The sequence below is a fragment of the Paenibacillus sp. UASWS1643 genome, assembly GCF_008693195.1.
GTDB lineage: Bacteria > Bacillota > Bacilli > Paenibacillales > Paenibacillaceae > Paenibacillus > Paenibacillus amylolyticus_B.
In genome coordinates, this window is sequence record NZ_VXKZ01000115.1 from 1,786,393 (window position 1) to 1,804,830 (window position 18,438).

The following is an 18,438-nucleotide window of genomic DNA, read 5'->3' on the forward strand; positions in this document are numbered from 1 at the left end:
TCAGAATTACGCAAACGTGCAGACCTGAATTAGCTATTCCATTCTTTAAGCTTAAGGAAACAACACAACCCACACTATTCTCTCGCCATCTGGACGTCTTTCAACAGTCGGGCAGGCTCTTCTCTCCAAAGAGGCTCAAGTCTTCCCATCCGTAGCCAACTTCGATCAGATCTAGACCACCAATGCGGATGGACTGCGTCTGGACCGGAGTGCCTCCCATCTTTTCATAGAAGCGACAAGCTGAATTACGCTCCAAAGCCCATATGATCAAACGTTTCATATTGTGGGTCTGCAGATGATGAACGACATGTGTCGCCAGTTGCCCACCTATCCCCGTTTGCTGCACTTCCTTCAGCAAATATATAGCGTACAACTCTCCATCATAAGGTAATTTGCCTTCACGCTCCTTACCCCCACAAGCAAATCCGACAATGTTCCCATCATCCTGTTCAGCTATCACCAGGATCTGATCCTTTTCGCCAGAACGAATGGTCTTCTCCCACTGGGACAATCTTGATTCTATAGTCAAATGATCCAAAAAATCGTCGGGCACAATTCCCTGATACGTTGTTTTCCAACTCTCTGTATGTACATGGGCTATTCCTTGCGCATCCCCTTCACGCGCCCGCCTGATCAGCATAGCTATCACTCACTTTCTCTCGTAACTGCCGCAACTTTACCATATTATATGTTCTTCTTTCTATAATTCCAAATTCATCCATTATGAACTTATTTGCTACCCGGTTACTCTTGACCTTATAATGCGTGTTCAAAAAGTCTGGTTTTCAGTACCGTGAAGATGGAATGAAGCTAGAAATGGAGTAGCGGAGCGTAGATAGAGCTACGTGAGCAACCACAATGTTTCCTTCGGAAACATACTTCGAAAGCCACCCGCTTATTTCGGCTGAATTTCATATTCGATGCTGATGATGCCGCTATGCATGATTCGTAATCAAAAGTGGACTTTTTGAACTACCTCTTATAAAGTAAAATCCGGCCCTACGGCCGGATCGTTACTCTAGTGCCTACAGATACCTTGGAAGACAAATCCAGTACATCCGAGTTGTACATGCGTATACAACCATGGGAGACGGATTTGCCAATAGACCACGGCTCATTGGTTCCGTGTATGCCATAATGGGGAGCAGACAGCCCCATCCACAACACACCAAATGGCCCACCTGGATTGGATTGTTTGTTAATAATAGTGAACTCCCCGTTTGGAGTCTGCGTGAGCATCTTGCCGGTGGCTACGGGATAACCCTTAATCACCTGATTGCCATCCAGAAGATATAACATGTGGTCAGACAGATCTACAATAATCCTGTAATCTGGCATAATGACATCCCTCCTGACCTATCTTATGCAAGATACCGGATGATGCCCGCCTGATTTCAGGCTTCCTCCCATTCTTTCACACTACGGGAGTACTTGGGTTTGCGACTATTGGCCGGTTTGCTGGAGGCGGTACGCCTTCTGGATGCCACTTCTTCCTTGCGTTGCTGATATTGCAATTCCTTCTGCATTTTCAGATAATTATTCAGTCTTTTTTCATCCAATGAACCATCCTCTATGGCCTCTTTCACTGCACACCCAGCTTCCCGTGTATGACTGCAATCCAGAAATCTGCACACGGCGGCAAGCTCTTCAATTTCTCCAAACGCATGCGACAGCCCATCATTGCCTTCATCCCAAAGATTAAGCTCACGCATTCCTGGAGTATCGATCAATACGGCTCCCTGTGGAAGTACAAACATCTCCCGGTGTGTTGTCGTATGTCTCCCACGGCTGTCTCCCTCACGGACGGATTGTGTAAGCTGTACATCTTCACCCATCATCCAGTTCACCAGCGTAGACTTGCCACTGCCAGAAGATCCTGTGAGCGCAACTGTCAGCCCTGGCTGCAAATATCGTTCCAGTAAGGATTTGCCTCGACCCTCCACTGCAGATATCGCAAGCACTTCAACGCCTGGAGCAATCCCTTCTACACTTCGGATCTGTTCTTCCACATTGTTGCACAGATCACTTTTGCTCAAGACAATGACTGGCCTTACGCCACCATTCCAAGCCATCATCACGTATCTTTCGAGTCGTCTAAGGTTGAAATCATGATTAAGTGCAGCCACGATTAACAGTGTATCTACGTTTGCGGCGATTAATTGTTCCTTGGTCACCGGACCTGCCGCCTGTCTCGATACCCTGCTCCGACGTGGCACCAGACCGTGAATAATTGCTTCTTCACCTGCCTGACCTGTAATTGCTACCCAATCTCCAACCGCCGGTGCCAAGCTGGTCTCCAGACTATCATGACGCATTCGGCCCGAAATTCTTCCCCAGCATTCGCCCTCTTCTGTAATCAAACGTAGCAGATGTCCATGGTCTGCGATAATTCTGGCTGGCTTTTTCTCCTGCTCTTCCATCCCTGTCTCTTGCCACAGTTCCTGCCACTTTGCAGACCAGCCGTACTTCTCAATATGGTTATCTAAAATAAAAATTCCTCCCAAAACAAGTTTGTTTACCTCGTTCAAGCCGAGTGAACAATTATCTCCGGTTAGATTAAAACAAAAAACCACGAGTAAAAATACACCCGCGGCAATAAGTAGTTAGCCGAATCAAAGATCATCCCTTCTTGTAGATCTACCGGATAGAATACTTAACCCTCCGATATAAACCATTCAGGAACACCCTTTTATCGGCAAACAAAAAAGCCACGGGTGCGTCACCCGTGGCTTCATCTGAGCATGCGATACTTCACGTTACAATGGATACTGCTATCCAGCTAACGCAAAATTACATGCTTTGATCCGTTCCGGAGACGCTGTTCATATTCAAATTAACGTATACTGCATTTAAGTTTGTCATAAACAATCGCCTCCCTTGTAGAATTATCCATTATGTTACACACCGAGCTTTACAGTTGTCAAGCCCAAACTTTTTTACCACCAGCCTACTCTATTTGACCTGATCCCAGCGTGTCCACATTTCCTTCGGATTCAATTCATAGATCTCCTCTTCCCGATACATGAACTGATGCATGATAAATTCCCGCCGAATCGTGGCAAAGTCTTCATGGTATTGCTTTATAAATGTATTGATTTCTTTCTCCGTATACTTCCGACCAAATTCGAGCTGCTCGACCAGATGACCAAGTACAATCAGTTTTTTCTTGTATTGAGCCGGAATCTGACGCAGTCGTCCATCTTTGGAGAAAAAATTTCTCATGACTGACGCTTTCAATGTTTCGTTCACATCACTCATATCCGTAACCTCCTCTCGCTTAAAGATAAAATCAACCGAAGCCTGTGCATTCTCGCGGATAAACGAAGGATTGAGTGTGAAATACACTGTATTTTTCTCCCGTCGTTCCTTGATCAGCGCTGCCTCTCTCAGCTTGGATGCATGATGTGTCACGGTTGGTTGTGACAGATTCAGCCGCTCGGCAAGTGCCTGTCCATGCAGTTCCCCCTGTGCCAACAACAGCAGCATGCGAAGCCGGGTCGGATCAGCCAACGCTTTATGATAAGCCACAATTTTCTCCAGCTGCATCATCGTTCATCTCGCTTTCATTTAGATATATATCTAATTTGATATTAGTCTTTTCCCCTCTCCACGTCAACTTCTTTGGATTCAAGTAAGCTTGTCTAATTTAAGCTCACGCTTGAACTGGCATTGGCTCGTTATTTACGGTAGGATTATATTGCTTGAAATAAGGAGGATTAAGAACATGGAAGATGTCATTATTATCGGCGGAGGCCCATGCGGTCTGTCTGCTGCCATTGAATGTGAGCGGCTGGGACTGTCCGCTGTGATCGTTGAGAAATACAATATCGTTCAATCTATTTATCTGTATCCAACCCATATGCAGTTTTTCAGCACAGCCGAGCTGCTTGAGATCGGGAACGTTCCGTTCAGCACACCTAATGATAAACCGTTTCGTTATGAAGCACTTGCCTATTATCGCAGGGTAGCCGAACATTTTGGTCTGCGTGTTCATAACTATGAGGAAGCCCGTGAAATTAAACGCAAGGATGATGGTACGTTTGAGGTACATACGCTCAATCGCCGCGGGGAGGCCATCGTACATGTTGGACGCAATGTAGTTGTAGCTACCGGTTATTTTGACCATCCTAACTATCTGGGCATTCCTGGAGAAGATAAAGATAAAGTAACCCACTACTTCCGGGAAGCCCACCCTTATACCCGTACACGTGTCGCCATTATTGGCGGAAGCAACTCAGCCGTGGATGCGGCCATGGAACTGGTTCGGGTCGGAGCGTATATTGATATGGTTTATCGCGGCAGTGGTCTGTCCCAGCATATTAAACCATGGGTACGTCCGCTATTCGAGAGCATGGTGACAAAAGGGCGTATCACACTCCACTTGGAATCACGCGTGAATGAAATACTGGATGATTCGATTCGTCTGATACACACCGATGGTTCCACTCGGGAACTGGATAATGACTTCGTACTGGCCATGACCGGTTTCCGTCCAGATCGTCAACTACTCACGTCGGTAGGTGTGGAGATGTCTGATGATATGGATAAACCTCTATATGATGCACAAACGATGGAAAGCAGCGTACCTGGTGTATATGTGGGCGGAGTCATTGCTTCGGGTCGTAATGCCAATGAAGTCTTTATTGAATCCGGGCGCTGGCATGGACGTTACATTGCGGAACATATCGTTAGCAAACAACGTGGACAGACTGAAGGGAAATGAAAACAATGGATATGACTTCCCTGCTGTTGCTCGTATTTGCAGCTCTCGGGATTATCAGCAGCAACACACCTGTGACCGTAGCGATGGTATTTCTGTTGTTGCTACGAGTCCTGAACCTGAATCAGGCATTTCCATGGCTTGAAAAATACGGACTTACACTGGGCATTATTATTCTGACCATTGGCGTGATGGCACCTCTTGCCAGTGGCAAGATGAGTTTGCAGACGATCGGCGAGTCTTTCCTGCACTGGAAATCACTACTCGCTATCGGCGTAGGATTACTGGTGGCATATCTCGGAGGACGTGGCGCTACGCTGATGGGTACACAGCCAACTGTCGTTGCAGGGCTGTTAATCGGAACGGTACTTGGGGTTGCCCTGTTCAAGGGTGTACCTGTGGGTCCATTGATTGCGGCGGGAATTTTATCATTGCTACTGGGCAAATCCTGATTCAAGTTGTGAAGGTGGTGACCTGACATGCTATGCAGATTGGCTGTATTTCCCACCGTTGTGTGATATACTTCTATTCATGCAAATTATGTACACGAATCTACAGCAGAATAATCCATATTAGAGGTTGTTCAAAAAGTCCGCTTTTGATTACGAAGGATGCCTAGAGGCATCATCAGCATCGAATATGGAATTCAGCCGAAATAAGCGGGAGGCTTACGAAGTATGTTTCCGAAGGAAACATTTTGGTTGCTCACGTAGTTTTCCCTACGCTCCGCTACTCCATTTCTAGCTTCATCCCATCTTCTCGGTACTGAAAACCGTCCTTTTTGAACACGTTCTATTGTGGTTATGCTGTTGCATAAACGTATAGATTCACTTTGCAACTATTAATGGCGCAGGAGGATTCAGGAACCATGTCACGTCAGTTTATTACAGAAGCCGTGATGGTGGCCATTTACGGTCAATTGTTAGCGCCGCCCGCGCCTGTAGAATATATCGTTCCTTATACCACCATCCTTGAGCTATATGAATTTCAGACCAGCCCTGATCCCATGATGGATAACCCGGCAGATGATCAGCATGTGAAATCCAAAATCAATGAAATGATTTCTTATTTCGAGGAACCGCTGAATAAGAAAAAAATAGAGCGTGCGTTACTTGTTCCATGGGCCAAAAGCCCCTCCATTTTATTTGGTGACCAAGTATCCATTGCCATTATCAACGCAATAGATACGGCACAGTACGGGGAGTATTTCGATCCCATTGAGACAGAACTGCTGCTGACATCTCAGCGTCTGAGTATCCCGATTCTCACCGATCAGGTTGAACTGATTGCACGTATTATTGAGTCTGAATCACCTGTGCAGGTATTCGATATTGATGATTTTGATTTTGCGATGGATGATGAACCACTGGATCAGGTGTAATTCATACTCTGAGCACCTGAATCGGATTTTAAAAAAATGACCTTGGCATCCACTTTATCGTGCATGCCAAGGTCATTTTTTTTGTATCAACACTTATTTTATTCTGCAATATCCCGCGCTAACAGGATTCGGCTAATCTGATTCAGAGGTGGTAACGATTCCAGCGCAAAAAACTTCAGACCTGCATCACTATTTACACGCGACTCGACAAGGTCATCCTGAATGATCACTGTCCGGAACAGGGCAATGACATAATACTCTTCATCTCCGCTTGAATGCAGATACCGAAGGTCAGGCCCCGAATAGAGACCTTCCAGTGTCATAATATCAGCAGTCCAACCTGTCTCTTCCCATAACTCCCGATGCGCAGCATCTTCTATGGCTTCCCCAGGGCGCATCTCACCAGATGGCAACCGCCATTGACCGTGTTCCACATGCTGAATCAGCAGTAATTCACCTTGTTCGTTCTCAGCCCGCACCGCCGCTTTTACAACAATATGAGAGCGTTTTGCGATATACTGGGCCAAATCTCGTGCTGGCAGATTCACTGCTTATCCCCTCCTCCTACTCGGAAGCCGGTGGCGACCTGTAATCCATCTATTGCTTAGCAGAATACTTCAAGTATTAGACTTCCGTGTAACGATATTCGATATCCTGACCTTCATCAACGATATCCACATGCAGTTGGTGCCCTTTCAGATACCAATAATCGTGATCTTCCATAAAGAATTGAATCCCCGACACTTCGGTTTGATCCGCAGGATGTCTTGGTTTCTCCACAGCAATACCAAGCGAAAATCCAGGATGAAGACCTCCGCCAGAGCTATAACGGGCAAAAAATCGAATGCTGTCTCCCTCGTTCAAATTCAGTTCTTCCTTGTACCAGCGAGCAGCTTGATCGGATACATGTATGGTACTCATTTGGTGTCAGCTCCTTCTGTATATATATGTTCCATCATATCTCGACAGGGACTTGAATACAAACCCGAGTGACCACATAAAGACAAAATAAGTTGTGAAAAATGTTTGACAGATTGTAAAAGCCGGTGTTAAGATGCAAACATACGAGGTCTACATTGTATTTATTTCCAAAAAAAGAAAGGGTGATTACGGTGTTTAACAAACATATGATTGGTCAATTCAGCACACAACTAAATACCGGAACACACCCGAAATCATTATTCCGTTCATAAGTCGGCATGACAAGGCGTTCTTTCATTAGAACCTCTGTGATGTATACTCACAATCGAACTTATATATGGTGACGGCTCTGTTCTCTGAGCCATGCTGCCGTATGATTATATGAAGACATACCGCCTGCGTGCGGTATGTCTTTTTTTGTGGGTACATTTCGGCATACATGAACGGAATCTGCATTTCTCGGACATCGAAAGGAAGGGATAACACTTGTTCTCTGTACTTAAAAACCTGGCCTGGTTCTTCCGGCTGGAACGCAAACGATACCTAATCGGTGTCATCTTGCTTATTCTGGTGGGCATTGCCGAACTGCTGCCTCCTCGTCTTCTTGGTAATGCCATCGACGAGATTGTGCGCGGTTCCATTACCGGCACCTCACTTACGCGTTATATCTTGCTTATTTTAGGAACGGTCATCATTATCTATCTGGTTACATACGTTTGGATGCACAAACTGTTCGGTGGTGCCAATCTGGTGGAGCGGCTGCTTCGTTCACGCTTTATGGACCACTTGTTAAGGATGACTCCTCCCTTTTTTGAGAAAAACAGAACAGGAGATTTGATGGCTCGGGCCACCAATGATCTTCGTTCCATTGCTACTACAGCAGGCTTCGGCATGCTGACCTTAACAGACTCTACAGCCTTTCTGGCCACCGTATTGTTCGCCATGGGTTTCCTGGTCAGTTGGAAACTGACCTTGGCGGCAATCCTGCCATTACCTTTTATCGCCATTGCCATGATGATCTATGGTAAAGCTGTACATCAACGTTACACCCTGGCACAGGATGCATTCGGAGATATGAATGACCAGGTGCTGGAATCCATCGCCGGGATCCGTGTTGTGCGTGCCTATGTGCAAGAACGTCTCGACGAGCAACGGTTCGCCGACGTGACCGAGGATGTGTATCGCAAAAACCTGGCTGTTGCCAGAATGGATGCCCTATTTGAACCCACCATCCGCCTCTTCGTTGGACTCAGTTATGTGATTGCACTTGCCTACGGCATATATCTTGTATTTCATAATGAAATTACCCTGGGGGATCTCGTATCATTCAATATGTACCTGGGGATGATGATCTGGCCCATGTTTGCTATCGGTGAATTGATTAACCTGATGCAACGTGGTAGCGCTTCGCTTGATCGGGTCAACGAGACTTTATCGGTAGAACCTGCCGTACAAGATGTGGAGCAACCTGCTCACGTTACGAACCCGGAAGAAATTGCGATGCAGGATGTTACATTCCGTTACCCCAGCTCCACAGTCGATAATCTCAGTCATATCAGCTTTTCGCTGCGACGGGGGCAAACATTGGGTGTTGTGGGTCGTACGGGCAGCGGTAAGTCTACTTTGCTCAAACAACTGCTTCATGAATACCCTGCTGGTTCGGGCACATTAAGCATCTCAGGTCATCCGATTCAGGATATCGCCAAAGATGACTTGCACAGCTGGATCGGGTACGTACCACAGGAACAGGTTCTTTTCTCCAAATCTGTTCGTCAAAATATTCAATTCGGTAAACCCGGGGCCAGTGATGAAGTCATCATGGAAGCCATTCGTACCGCCGCTTTTGACGGGGATCTGGGAACTTTGTCCGATGGACTGGATACACTTGTTGGTGAAAAAGGAATCTCTCTGTCCGGTGGACAGAAACAACGGGTATCGCTGGCGCGTGCCTTTATTGCTAATCCTGATATTCTGATCCTCGATGATGCCTTATCTGCGGTCGATGCACGTACTGAAGCCAAAATTATTGAAAATATACGCAACAAACGCTCGGGCAAAACCACGTTGATCTCGACTCATCGCCTGTCTGCTATTGAACACGCTGACCGAATCATCGTACTGGAGCACGGGAAAATTACGGAAGAAGGCACTCACCAGGAACTGTTAGCCATGAACGGCTGGTACCGTGAACAGTATGAACGGCAACAGGTCGAGTCCAATCTGTCCACGTAGGAGGTCAATTCATTGAAGTCTAATACAGGCAAAAGGCTGCTTGATTACGCCTTGAAAGCCAAAGGAACATTTATCGCTGCATTAATTATGCTTACCATTGGTGTTGCGGCCGAGCTTGCCGGTCCGTTCATCGCCAAATCCATGATCGACAATCACTTGCTCGCGATTGAGCAGCCTTTCTATGAGACAACAGCTTCAGATGAAGCCGCAGTCTACAACGGCAAGAACTACAAACGCGAAGGTTTGTTCGAACCGGATGAAAACAAAGGTTCCGAAGTGCGGGTATTACAAGCCGGCAGAAGTTTTTATTTTGTAAACGAACCGGTAAGCGCACCTGACGGGGACCGCACATATACGGATGGAACCCTCACGGTTACACGCGCAGGTGAGGTAACAGGCCAATATCCGGCAACCCCCCTGTCCGCTGGTGAACTGTTTGCTTTTTACAAACCGGAGATGCCCAGCATCTATCAATTAATTGTGTATTACATGATCTTCCTCGTGATCTCGGTCATTATGGAGTTTGGTAAAACATTCTGGCTGCAATCCTCGGCCAACAAGGTCATTCAAAGACTGCGTAACGATGTGTATGCCCATATTCAGCGACTGCCGGTGCACTTTTTTGATAACCTGCCCGCAGGTAAAGTTGTATCTCGGGTCACAAACGATACAGAAGCCGTCAAGGATCTGTTCGTTGCTGTTCTTTCGAACTTTTTCTCAGGAATCATCACGATTACAGGTGTGTATGTCGCACTCTTCCTGCTTGATGTTCGCCTGGGTCTAATCTCATTATTCGTTGTGCCGATGCTCATTACATGGATTGTGCTCTATCGCAAATTCGCCACTCGTTACAACACGATCATTCGATCCCGACTGAGTGAGATCAATGCAATCATTAACGAGTCCATTCAGGGGATGTCCATTATCCGCGTATTCCGCCATCAGAAACAAACCAAACAGGAATTCGAAGATCTGAATGATGACTATATGAAACACCAGAACAAAATGCTGAACCTGAATACCTTCACCTCACACAACCTGGTTAACGTATTACGGAATATCGCCTTTGCGGTGGTCCTGTGGTACTTCGGTTCCAGTGTGCTGGATGGCACAAGTATTATCTCTCTGGGTGTTCTGTATGCCTTCGTTGATGTTCTGGGTCGCTTGTTCCAGCCAATCACCGGTATGGTGAATCAACTCGCCAACCTGGACTCCTCCCTCGTATCTGCTGGTCGCGTTTTTGAGCTGATGGATGAAAAGGGAGAAGCTGTAACCGATGGCTCGATGCCAAGATACAAAGGGAATGTTGTCTTCGATGATGTATCCTTTGCCTATAAAAAGGATTATGTACTCAACAATATCTCGTTTAAAGCATCCCAAGGTCAGACGGTGGCTCTGGTCGGCCACACCGGTTCGGGTAAAAGCTCCATCATCAACCTGCTGTTCCGGTTCTACGACCCGCAAAAAGGCAAGATCACGATCGACGGTCAGAACGTCAAGGATCTGCCTAAACAGTGGATTCGGGAGCATATGGGGATTGTACTTCAGGACCCCTATCTGTTCACAGGCACCATTGCTTCCAACGTCAGTCTCGGCGATGAGAAGATCTCCCGTGAACGAATTGAACAGGCGCTGCGTGATGTAGGGGCCGAACGCATACTGGCTCATTTGCCTCAAGGCTTTGACGAACCTGTCATCGAAAAAGGAAGTACATTGTCTGCTGGACAGCGTCAGTTGATCTCCTTTGCTCGTGCACTGGCGTTTGATCCAGCCATCCTCATACTGGATGAAGCGACTGCCAATATTGATACAGAAACGGAAGCACTAATTCAGAACGCACTCGAGGTCCTCAAAAAAGGACGTACGACCTTCATCATTGCTCACCGCCTGTCCACCATTCGTTCGGCAGATCAAATTCTGGTTCTGCATCGTGGGCGTATCGTTGAGCAAGGTGCACATGATGAACTGATGGAGCTTAAAGGCCGCTATTATAAAATGTATCAGCTCCAGCAAGGTGCGCAAGCAGCAGCAAGTGCAACCAGCGAGAATCCGTCGGGTGAGATCATTCCAACCTCAACCTCCCTTGCCGGAGGCACTGCATAACAGAGTAAAACAGTACGCTACTTAAGTAACCACTCAAAATGATGTACTCGACGGCAACACAAAAACCGATCTACACAGCTACCTCAGGGTTTACGGTGTAGATCGGTTTTTTGTATTTTCATCTGGAGGCATGTTCGGTTACTGTTTATTTTGTCCAGACAAAAAAACAATCCGCGTACAACCTCATGGCTGCTGCGGATTGTCTATCCATCCTTTGATCGTATATCCCATGTACATAACGGTCTCTCTTGCTAGAAAAGGAAACTTGCTGCGCCAGGTTCGATACGCCGTAGTTCGTGTCGGAGATGGTACGGCATCCATACCCAGTCCGGCAGCCAGCTTCATGGCCCGTTTCATATGTAACGGATCACTCACAATCGTATAGGTTTGATAACCGGCCTGTTCACCAATTGGAATTGAATTGACCAGATTCTCCTCGGTAATTCTGGATTTGGTCTCTATGCGAATGTCCGCAGGATCTACTCCATGTGCGATGGCATACTTCTGACCCACTTCAGCTTCCGTATGTTCTCCATCATCAGCTGACCCGCCTGTGAAAAGCAGATTACGAACTGTACCCTGACGGTATAATTCAATCCCGTGTTCAATACGTTCGCGAAATACAGGTGAAGGGTTATCCCCCGCCACGGCTGCGCCCAGAATGATCGCTGCATCCGATATCCTGGATGAATCCTCATCCGTGTATACTGATATACGTACTGCCGTAACCACAGTCCACAGGATTCCAACCAATACTACAGCCAGAACCGTCATTAATATCCAGCGTTTCGTTATCCGTTTGCTTGTCATTCATCCTCTTCCAAAGCCCTTGCTTGCATACTCTCGGTGTGCATACGCTCCAGCGTTTGCAGAGCTGCTGCGGATTCGGCATCCAGACCAAGCTCTGCAATCCATGCACCCGTATATTGCTGAAGACGGATCTCCAACTCCTGTGCACGGTCTTTGAAATCCTCCAATTCCTTAATCATGCGTGATCGTCCTTCCGGACTGAATGTCTCGTGAATTCGTTCTTTGAAATAATGATGTACGATACGGTTACGTTGCTGCCATAACTCATTCAATTGGCGAGTCTCTTCCTCAGAGAATGTAAAATGATGGCGCACTTCGTGAATGAGCTGCCCCAGTGAACTGCTCATCTTTCGTTCGTACAGATCTTCCAAATCCTCTTCAGACACGGCTTTGCCCTGAGACATTTTCATTAATAAAATCAGATTGACCAGCTGCTGTTCAAGCGCCTGTCCGTAGTACACTGCCAATCCGTAATAGGCAAACAATTCCCTGGAGTGTTCGCTGTCCAGCATGTCACCATTCTGGATATCTGTATTTTGCATATGCGAGCGCCCCCTTCAACCGTACAATGTTAACCATTCCATGTCCCTCTATCCTAACCAAACCAAGAGTAACATTCAAGTTATCGGGAAGCGCGTCTTCTAACTCCGCAGATCTCTTCTTCCGGACAGCCACACATGGATGATTAGTAACACCGATGCATAGAACACAGTCCATAGCGTAACCGAAACAAAAGAGTCCATCTTCGATTCATCAAATAACATCATCTCACGAACCAGATAAAAGGCTGGCGGAAGAATGCGGCCAAGCCATTCTAACGATTCAGGCAAACGTTCACTTAAGGAACCTTGAATAAACGAAAGTAATAATACAATAATGAGAGCAGGCATACTTCGACTAAGCAAGGGAATGTACGATTTTTGAAAAAATACACTGATGCCCAATCCCAGCAGTGATAACCCCAGATGTCCTAACCAGGTCATCATCCACTCCTCACCTGTGGGTTGTCTTTCGAACATTCCCGCAAACACGGGATACAGCACAGTGATTGCGGTGAGCATGAATTGCATTATCCAGGCACAGATGAGTTGACTTGTTACCACCTTACGCCTGCTTCCTGCATGAAGGACAAGTAATTGATACTGCTTTGCAGGTTCGGTATTCATCACCATTACTCCGAGCCAAGCAGCTGCCAGAAATAACAGCATTGCCGTGACACTGTAACTGTCCGCAATAGGGTTGGGTTTGTAGGAATAGATCAGCAGCATGGCGATGATATAAAAGATAACCGGTGCAAAATATTTCTGTGAGCGAATGTGATGCCTTAACAAATATCGGGTCAGATAGATCATTTGACTTCTCCCCCCGCATCATCCATGGAAGAGCTTAAGTCCACAGATTCTGTGACACCTCTATGACTCGCATGTACAGCTGGATGTTGTCCTTCCAGCAGACTTTCCATATGTAATTGACTTTCTTCCTGTTGTACAGACACAACCGAACCTCCAGATGCCAGAATCATTCTGAGAACATCATCTGTTGATTTCTGAACCACTTTCCAATCCCACAACCAAGAATTGGATTTCTCCAAGCTTGTATTACGAACTAAAGACAGTACTCCTGGTTGTTGTACAATAGATAGATCGTTAGCCAGATCCTCACCAGCTTTCGTCAGACTTTGAATTCGTACAACGGGTCCGCCAGCTTGTAGTATATCTTCACGACTCCAGTAGCGGAGCACGCGGCCTTTCTTCAACACAATCACCTGGTCTGCCAAACGTTCAATAAGCAACGGTTCATGACAAGCTGTAACGATGGATGTCCCTTCATCCTTCCATTGCCCCAATAAGGATACAATGCCCTCTTGAGCTGGAATATCCAAGCCTGACAACGGTTCATCCAGCAACAAAAGACCACCCGGTCCAGGTAACAGGGCCTGAATCAAATTTACTTTTTGCAATGTGCCCTTGGATAATAAGGGTAACTTCTGATCGATCGCGGTATCCAGATATAAAAGTTCACTAAGTTCTCTAATCCGCTCACGCAGTATTTCGGGGCGAATGCCCCGAATCCGACCCATGTCCCACAAGTACTCTCCAGAGGTAAAGGGTAAACGTGGCATGCCATCTACTGCATACCCATCAGAACCCTTCATTGTGCGCTGGATCGATCCTGTATCGGGTAACAAAATACCTGCCAACATACGTAGCAACGTGCTTTTGCCCGAGCCGTTTCTGCCCACAAGTACAGTACATTCGCCCTGCTTCACTTCCAGATTAATTTCATCAAGTACTTGAGCATTACCTAATCGCTTGCTCACTTGTTGAAGCAACATACCTCGACCTGAAGAGTCTGGTGCAGCTTGATCCGACTTCTTGAAAAGACCACGTGTACTCCATGTCATTGGGATCACATCCGTTCTGGAGCTTGCACACCTAGCAACTGTAAACTGTACGCGAGGCGTTCGGCAGTCCGTTTGGCCAATGCCACCCGGAAGGATCTTACATCAGATGACGCATCCGCAATCCGTTCGGCGTGATAGAAGCGGTTGAACGCCTGAGCGACATCTATTGTGTATTTGGCAATAACCGAAGGCTCATTCCGATGAATTGCTTTTTCCAGATACTCGGGATATTCACCCAGCAGTTTCAGCAATGCCCATGAGGTATCTCCGATAAGGGATGAAGTCGTTTCTGTGTTATTCTCGCCTTCCGCAAGGTTGGGTTTAGTCAAAGGGTTTTCATTTTCCATACGGGTCGCCTCTTCTGCCTTGGCAAGCACACTTTGAATCCGAGCATGGGTGTATTGCACATAAGGTCCGGTCTCCCCTTCAAAACTCACCGCATCTTCCAGTGAGAAGTCCACATCGTTAAGCCGATTATTCCGCAGATCACCGAAGATAATGGCACCGACACCAACAGCCTCAGCCACGTTCTGAGGGTTCTCCAGATTCGGGTTTTTCTCCTGAATAATCTGCAAAGCACGAGCAACTGCCTCATCCAACACTTCCTGCAAAAAGACAACTTTACCGCGGCGGGTAGACATTTTCCGTCCCTCAAAACGCATTAAGCCAAACGGGATATGTTCACACTTCGCAGACCATTCATGACCCATCCGGGATAGGACCGCAAATACCTGCCGGAAATGTAACTTCTGCTCGCCTCCGACCACGTATAACAACCGATCTGCCTTCATCACCTCATGACGATAGACTGCCGTAGCCAAATCCCGAGTAGGATAGATTGTTGTTCCATCTTTTTTGATAATCAGGCACGGGGGCATGTTCTCGTCCTCCAGACGTACCACGAGTGCTCCATCACTCTCTTCAAGTAAACCTTTTGCCTTGAGTTCTTCAACCACTGCGCCCATCTTGTCATTGTAAAAGCTCTCTCCCAGTGTATGGTCGAACTGTACATTCAGACGTTCATACATCCGGTTGAATTCCTTCATGCTCACTTCCACAAAGAACGCCCATAACCGCTGTGCTTCATCATCTCCTTGCTCCAGCTTGCGGAACCACTCGCGTGCCTCAATCTCCAGTGAAGGATCGTTCTCCGCCTCATCGTGGAAGCGCACATACAGCTCCAGAGAAGTACGGATCGGGTCTGCCTGCAGCGCTTCATCATTGCCCCACCGTTTATACGCTGCGATCTGCTTGCCAAACTGGGTTCCCCAGTCTCCCAAGTGATTCACACTTACAGAGGTATAACCCGCTTCGATATACAACCGATACAGTGCTGCACCAATTACAGTAGAACGCAAATGTCCGATTCCGAAGGGTTTTGCGATGTTAGGGGAAGACATATCAATCACAACACGCGAACCTTGACCAAGCTGAAGTTTACCAAATGCCGCATTCCCCAGTTCTTTCAGCAGATTCGGCGCGAGCTTCTCCCGATTGAAACGGATATTTACATACGGCCCGGCGGGAGTCGCTTCAATTCCAGATGCCTGTAATCCCGTTGCGAGCTCAGTTGCAATGACTGTCGGTGCTTTCTTTAATGACTTCGCTAATGCAAAACAAGGGAATGCTGCATCACCCATCTCCGCCTGTGGTGGGACTTCCAGTAATCTCAGAACCTCTTGTTCATTCAATCCCGTTAAAGGGGCAATATCGGCCGCAGCCTGCTTCATCAACATGTCGAACACTCCTTATAATTCATAATTGGCTGAAAATAAACACAAAAAAGCTCTCGTCTCTAAATAAGAGACGAGAGCTGAATTAACAGTTCCCGCGGTACCACTCTAGGTGAACAGCTACTCCTAATATGCATGAACATGCATACCAGTAGAACCTGTTCCGCTCGATGCGTATAACGGTCGCAAGCCGGATTACCCTCAGACAGACATGGCCTATCCCCAATCGGGATACGTACATCTTTTCGGATAACCATCTCACGGGTGCGGTTCACTCAGGTCATGTCATACCGGCTTCCACCTCTCCCGGCTCGCTGTCATGTATGGATCTGGCTACTCTCCCGATCATTGATATTCTTCGTTTCAATTCATTGCCATCATTATACATACCACGATCAGACTTGGCAACCTGCATTAAAAATCCCCTACTGAAAGGCAACACATAGGCACATCGTCTCAGATGCCTGTGTTCACTGCCTTCCCTTAGGGGACAACGGTCATTATCGGTTTTAATTATATATTCCAGTGAAATAATATTTACGCTACTGCTGCCATCAATCGGCAAGCTTCTGCACATCTGCGGCAAGCCTCTGCACATGCTTGGCAGTGATCATGGTGATGTTTGCCACACTCTGCGGCGCAAGCTTCACAAGCTTTCACACACAATTCGCATATTTCAGCAATGAAATCACTTCCACGTGTCATCGCTTGTGCAGCAAAACTGCAGATCTCCGCACATTCCCGATTCAAACGGATACAATCACGCAGCATCGCCAGATCATATTCTTTCAGACTCGATATGTAACATACGTTGCAAGCATTCATGCACTCCAGGCAAGCATCGATACATTGTTGATATTGTTGTTGTGTCATTTAAAGTTACCTCCCAGGCAAAGTTTGCTATGCTTCTTAATACCCAGTTGGGAGGATTATTGAATCATCTAACTTACTTTATCGCTTCCAATTCCAGTAATTGGTCACGAATGACAGTTTGGTCAAAATGTTCACCTATAAACACAGCAACATTAGGGACATTTCCCTGAGGTGTGATCTTCATGTAGTCCGATTCACGGTAGGCATACTGGAACCAGAAGCGGCTCGCCGTGTCACTAAACGATAAAATGCCTTTTGCTCGATACACATCACGTGGCAATGCGGATACAAATTGTTCAAACGCCTCGCTGTTCACCGGTTTACTGAAATAATGCGTGTATACCATGACATGTTCGTGTGAGGCATGAGGAGCAGCATGCTCGTGACTGTGGTCATGACTATGGTTATGAGATGCGTCAGTATTCGTAGCATCGCCTTGAACCGCCTGATGTTCATGTCCATGATTGCAGCCATGTGTACCACAGGTTTCCGTATGCACATGATGCTCTTGGTGAGCCGGCTTACCTGCTTCAGAAGCTGAATCACGCACGTGTACGTCTGCCCCGCTGCGAAGCAACAGATCCATCTCCACCTCACATTTGACCGTAGGGATTACAGGTGCGAAGCCATTCCATTTTGCCAAAAGCTGCTCCAGATCTTGCAGTTCCTGTGCACTCACCCGATCCGTTTTGTTTAAGAGAAGCACAGACGCACAACGAATCTGCTCCTGCATTAGTTTGAAGGTCTGCCCCTTCTGCTCCTGATATAGACCAGATAGATGTGCTGCATCCACAACGGTAATGAGACTTTTCAGTTCCAGTCGCATGTAGAGTGAGGTCTCCGTTACCGCGTCCAGAATCTCCATTGGATTCGCCGCACCGGTTGCTTCAATGATGATCACATCCGGTGATTCCTCTTGAACGAGATCAGCAAGCTGCAATCCCAAGTCACCACGTACGGTACAACAGATGCAGCCACCTAACATCTCTGTCATTGGAACGGTGGAATCCACAATCTGACCATCCAGATTAACTTCGCCTAACTCATTCATGACCACTGCGGGACGCAAACCCTGCTGTTGCCAATGTTCGATCAACTGAACAAGCAGTGTTGTTTTGCCACTCCCCAAAAAACCTGACAGTATATATACAGGTATGGATTGTTCTTTTAAAATCGTTTCATTCATGCGTATACACCTCTCTGATTGTCCTTCTTGTAACCTAGTCTATCTATATCTAGCGAGTGTACACCATCCCGCATT

19 protein-coding genes are annotated in these 18,438 nt (G+C 46.9%); 5 read left to right on the forward strand and 14 right to left on the reverse strand.

What is annotated here, in order from left to right; translation table 11 throughout:
* Positions 1–100: 100 nt before the first annotated feature.
* The 4 genes from FE296_RS31955 to FE296_RS31970 form a co-directional block, all read right to left on the reverse strand.
* Positions 101–640 (reverse strand): GNAT family N-acetyltransferase, encoded by a 540-nt coding sequence (locus FE296_RS31955; RefSeq protein WP_223869144.1) that lies wholly within the window; start codon positions 638–640, stop codon positions 101–103.
* A gap of 359 nt (positions 641–999) precedes the next feature.
* Positions 1,000–1,338: a L,D-transpeptidase gene (locus tag FE296_RS31960; protein WP_076318547.1), complete on the reverse strand. Its 339-nt coding sequence runs from the start codon at positions 1,336–1,338 to the stop codon at positions 1,000–1,002.
* 56 nt (positions 1,339–1,394) lie between these two features.
* Positions 1,395–2,504 (reverse strand): ribosome small subunit-dependent GTPase A, encoded by a 1,110-nt coding sequence (gene rsgA / locus FE296_RS31965; RefSeq protein WP_150367645.1) that lies wholly within the window; start codon positions 2,502–2,504, stop codon positions 1,395–1,397.
* 448 nt (positions 2,505–2,952) lie between these two features.
* Positions 2,953–3,546, reverse strand: coding sequence for a DUF2087 domain-containing protein (locus FE296_RS31970; protein ID WP_091034982.1), 594 nt, complete (start codon positions 3,544–3,546; stop codon positions 2,953–2,955).
* A gap of 178 nt (positions 3,547–3,724) precedes the next feature.
* Here FE296_RS31970 and FE296_RS31975 point away from each other — a divergent pair, with 178 nt between their 5' ends.
* The 3 genes from FE296_RS31975 (at position 3,725) to FE296_RS31985 (ending at position 6,101) form a co-directional block, all read left to right on the forward strand.
* Positions 3,725–4,723: a YpdA family putative bacillithiol disulfide reductase gene (locus FE296_RS31975; RefSeq protein WP_150367646.1), complete on the forward strand. Its 999-nt coding sequence runs from the start codon at positions 3,725–3,727 to the stop codon at positions 4,721–4,723.
* Between the two features lie 5 nt (positions 4,724–4,728).
* Positions 4,729–5,172, forward strand: coding sequence for a DUF441 domain-containing protein (locus FE296_RS31980; protein WP_036609212.1), 444 nt, complete (start codon positions 4,729–4,731; stop codon positions 5,170–5,172).
* 416 nt (positions 5,173–5,588) lie between these two features.
* Positions 5,589–6,101, forward strand: a complete 513-nt coding sequence (locus tag FE296_RS31985; RefSeq protein WP_036609214.1) for a hypothetical protein — start codon at positions 5,589–5,591, stop codon at positions 6,099–6,101.
* Between the two features lie 98 nt (positions 6,102–6,199).
* Here the strand turns inward: FE296_RS31985 and FE296_RS31990 are convergent, their stop codons facing one another.
* Both FE296_RS31990 and FE296_RS31995 read right to left on the reverse strand, forming a co-directional pair.
* A complete protein-coding gene (locus tag FE296_RS31990) occupies positions 6,200–6,649 on the reverse strand; it encodes an NUDIX domain-containing protein (protein WP_124114113.1) in 450 nt (149 codons plus the stop codon).
* A 76-nt stretch (positions 6,650–6,725) separates the two neighbouring features.
* Positions 6,726–7,022, reverse strand: coding sequence for a HesB/YadR/YfhF family protein (locus FE296_RS31995; RefSeq protein WP_036609218.1), 297 nt, complete (start codon positions 7,020–7,022; stop codon positions 6,726–6,728).
* 486 nt (positions 7,023–7,508) lie between these two features.
* On the opposite strand from FE296_RS31995, the gene FE296_RS32000 reads away from it, so the two are divergent.
* Together FE296_RS32000 and FE296_RS32005 are read left to right on the forward strand one after the other, a co-directional pair.
* Complete coding sequence (locus tag FE296_RS32000; RefSeq protein ID WP_150367647.1) at positions 7,509–9,254, forward strand: ABC transporter ATP-binding protein; 1,746 nt, start codon at positions 7,509–7,511, stop codon at positions 9,252–9,254.
* Positions 9,255–9,266: 12 nt separating this feature from the next.
* Complete coding sequence (locus FE296_RS32005; RefSeq protein WP_150367648.1) at positions 9,267–11,357, forward strand: ABC transporter ATP-binding protein; 2,091 nt, start codon at positions 9,267–9,269, stop codon at positions 11,355–11,357.
* Positions 11,358–11,540: 183 nt separating this feature from the next.
* On the opposite strand, the gene FE296_RS32010 is transcribed toward FE296_RS32005, so the two are convergent.
* The 8 genes from FE296_RS32010 to FE296_RS32040 all read right to left on the reverse strand — a co-directional run bounded on the left by FE296_RS32010 (position 11,541) and on the right by FE296_RS32040 (position 18,363).
* Complete coding sequence (locus FE296_RS32010) at positions 11,541–12,167, reverse strand: YdcF family protein (protein ID WP_223869121.1); 627 nt, start codon at positions 12,165–12,167, stop codon at positions 11,541–11,543.
* Positions 12,164–12,709: a hypothetical protein gene (locus tag FE296_RS32015; RefSeq protein ID WP_053061520.1), complete on the reverse strand. Its 546-nt coding sequence runs from the start codon at positions 12,707–12,709 to the stop codon at positions 12,164–12,166. Before FE296_RS32015 ends, FE296_RS32010 begins: the two co-directional genes overlap by 4 nt.
* Positions 12,710–12,808: 99 nt before the next feature.
* Positions 12,809–13,519 carry a hypothetical protein gene (locus FE296_RS32020; protein WP_124114109.1) on the reverse strand — a complete coding sequence of 237 codons (711 nt, stop codon included), beginning with the start codon at positions 13,517–13,519 and terminating at the stop codon, positions 12,809–12,811.
* A complete protein-coding gene (locus FE296_RS32025) occupies positions 13,516–14,571 on the reverse strand; it encodes an ATP-binding cassette domain-containing protein (RefSeq protein WP_150367649.1) in 1,056 nt (351 codons plus the stop codon). The genes FE296_RS32020 and FE296_RS32025 overlap by 4 nt, the downstream gene beginning before the upstream one ends.
* A 5-nt stretch (positions 14,572–14,576) precedes the next feature.
* Entirely contained in the window at positions 14,577–16,307 is a 1,731-nt protein-coding gene (argS, locus tag FE296_RS32030) for an arginine--tRNA ligase (protein ID WP_150367650.1), read from the reverse strand.
* Positions 16,308–16,584: 277 nt separating this feature from the next.
* Entirely contained in the window at positions 16,585–16,719 is a 135-nt protein-coding gene (locus tag FE296_RS33880) for a hypothetical protein (RefSeq protein ID WP_256704105.1), read from the reverse strand.
* Between the two features lie 122 nt (positions 16,720–16,841).
* Positions 16,842–17,177, reverse strand: a complete 336-nt coding sequence (locus FE296_RS32035) for a four-helix bundle copper-binding protein (protein ID WP_036609230.1) — start codon at positions 17,175–17,177, stop codon at positions 16,842–16,844.
* 73 nt (positions 17,178–17,250) lie between these two features.
* Positions 17,251–18,363 carry a CobW family GTP-binding protein gene (locus FE296_RS32040; protein WP_124114106.1) on the reverse strand — a complete coding sequence of 371 codons (1,113 nt, stop codon included), beginning with the start codon at positions 18,361–18,363 and terminating at the stop codon, positions 17,251–17,253.
* Between the last annotated feature and the right edge of the window lie 75 nt (positions 18,364–18,438).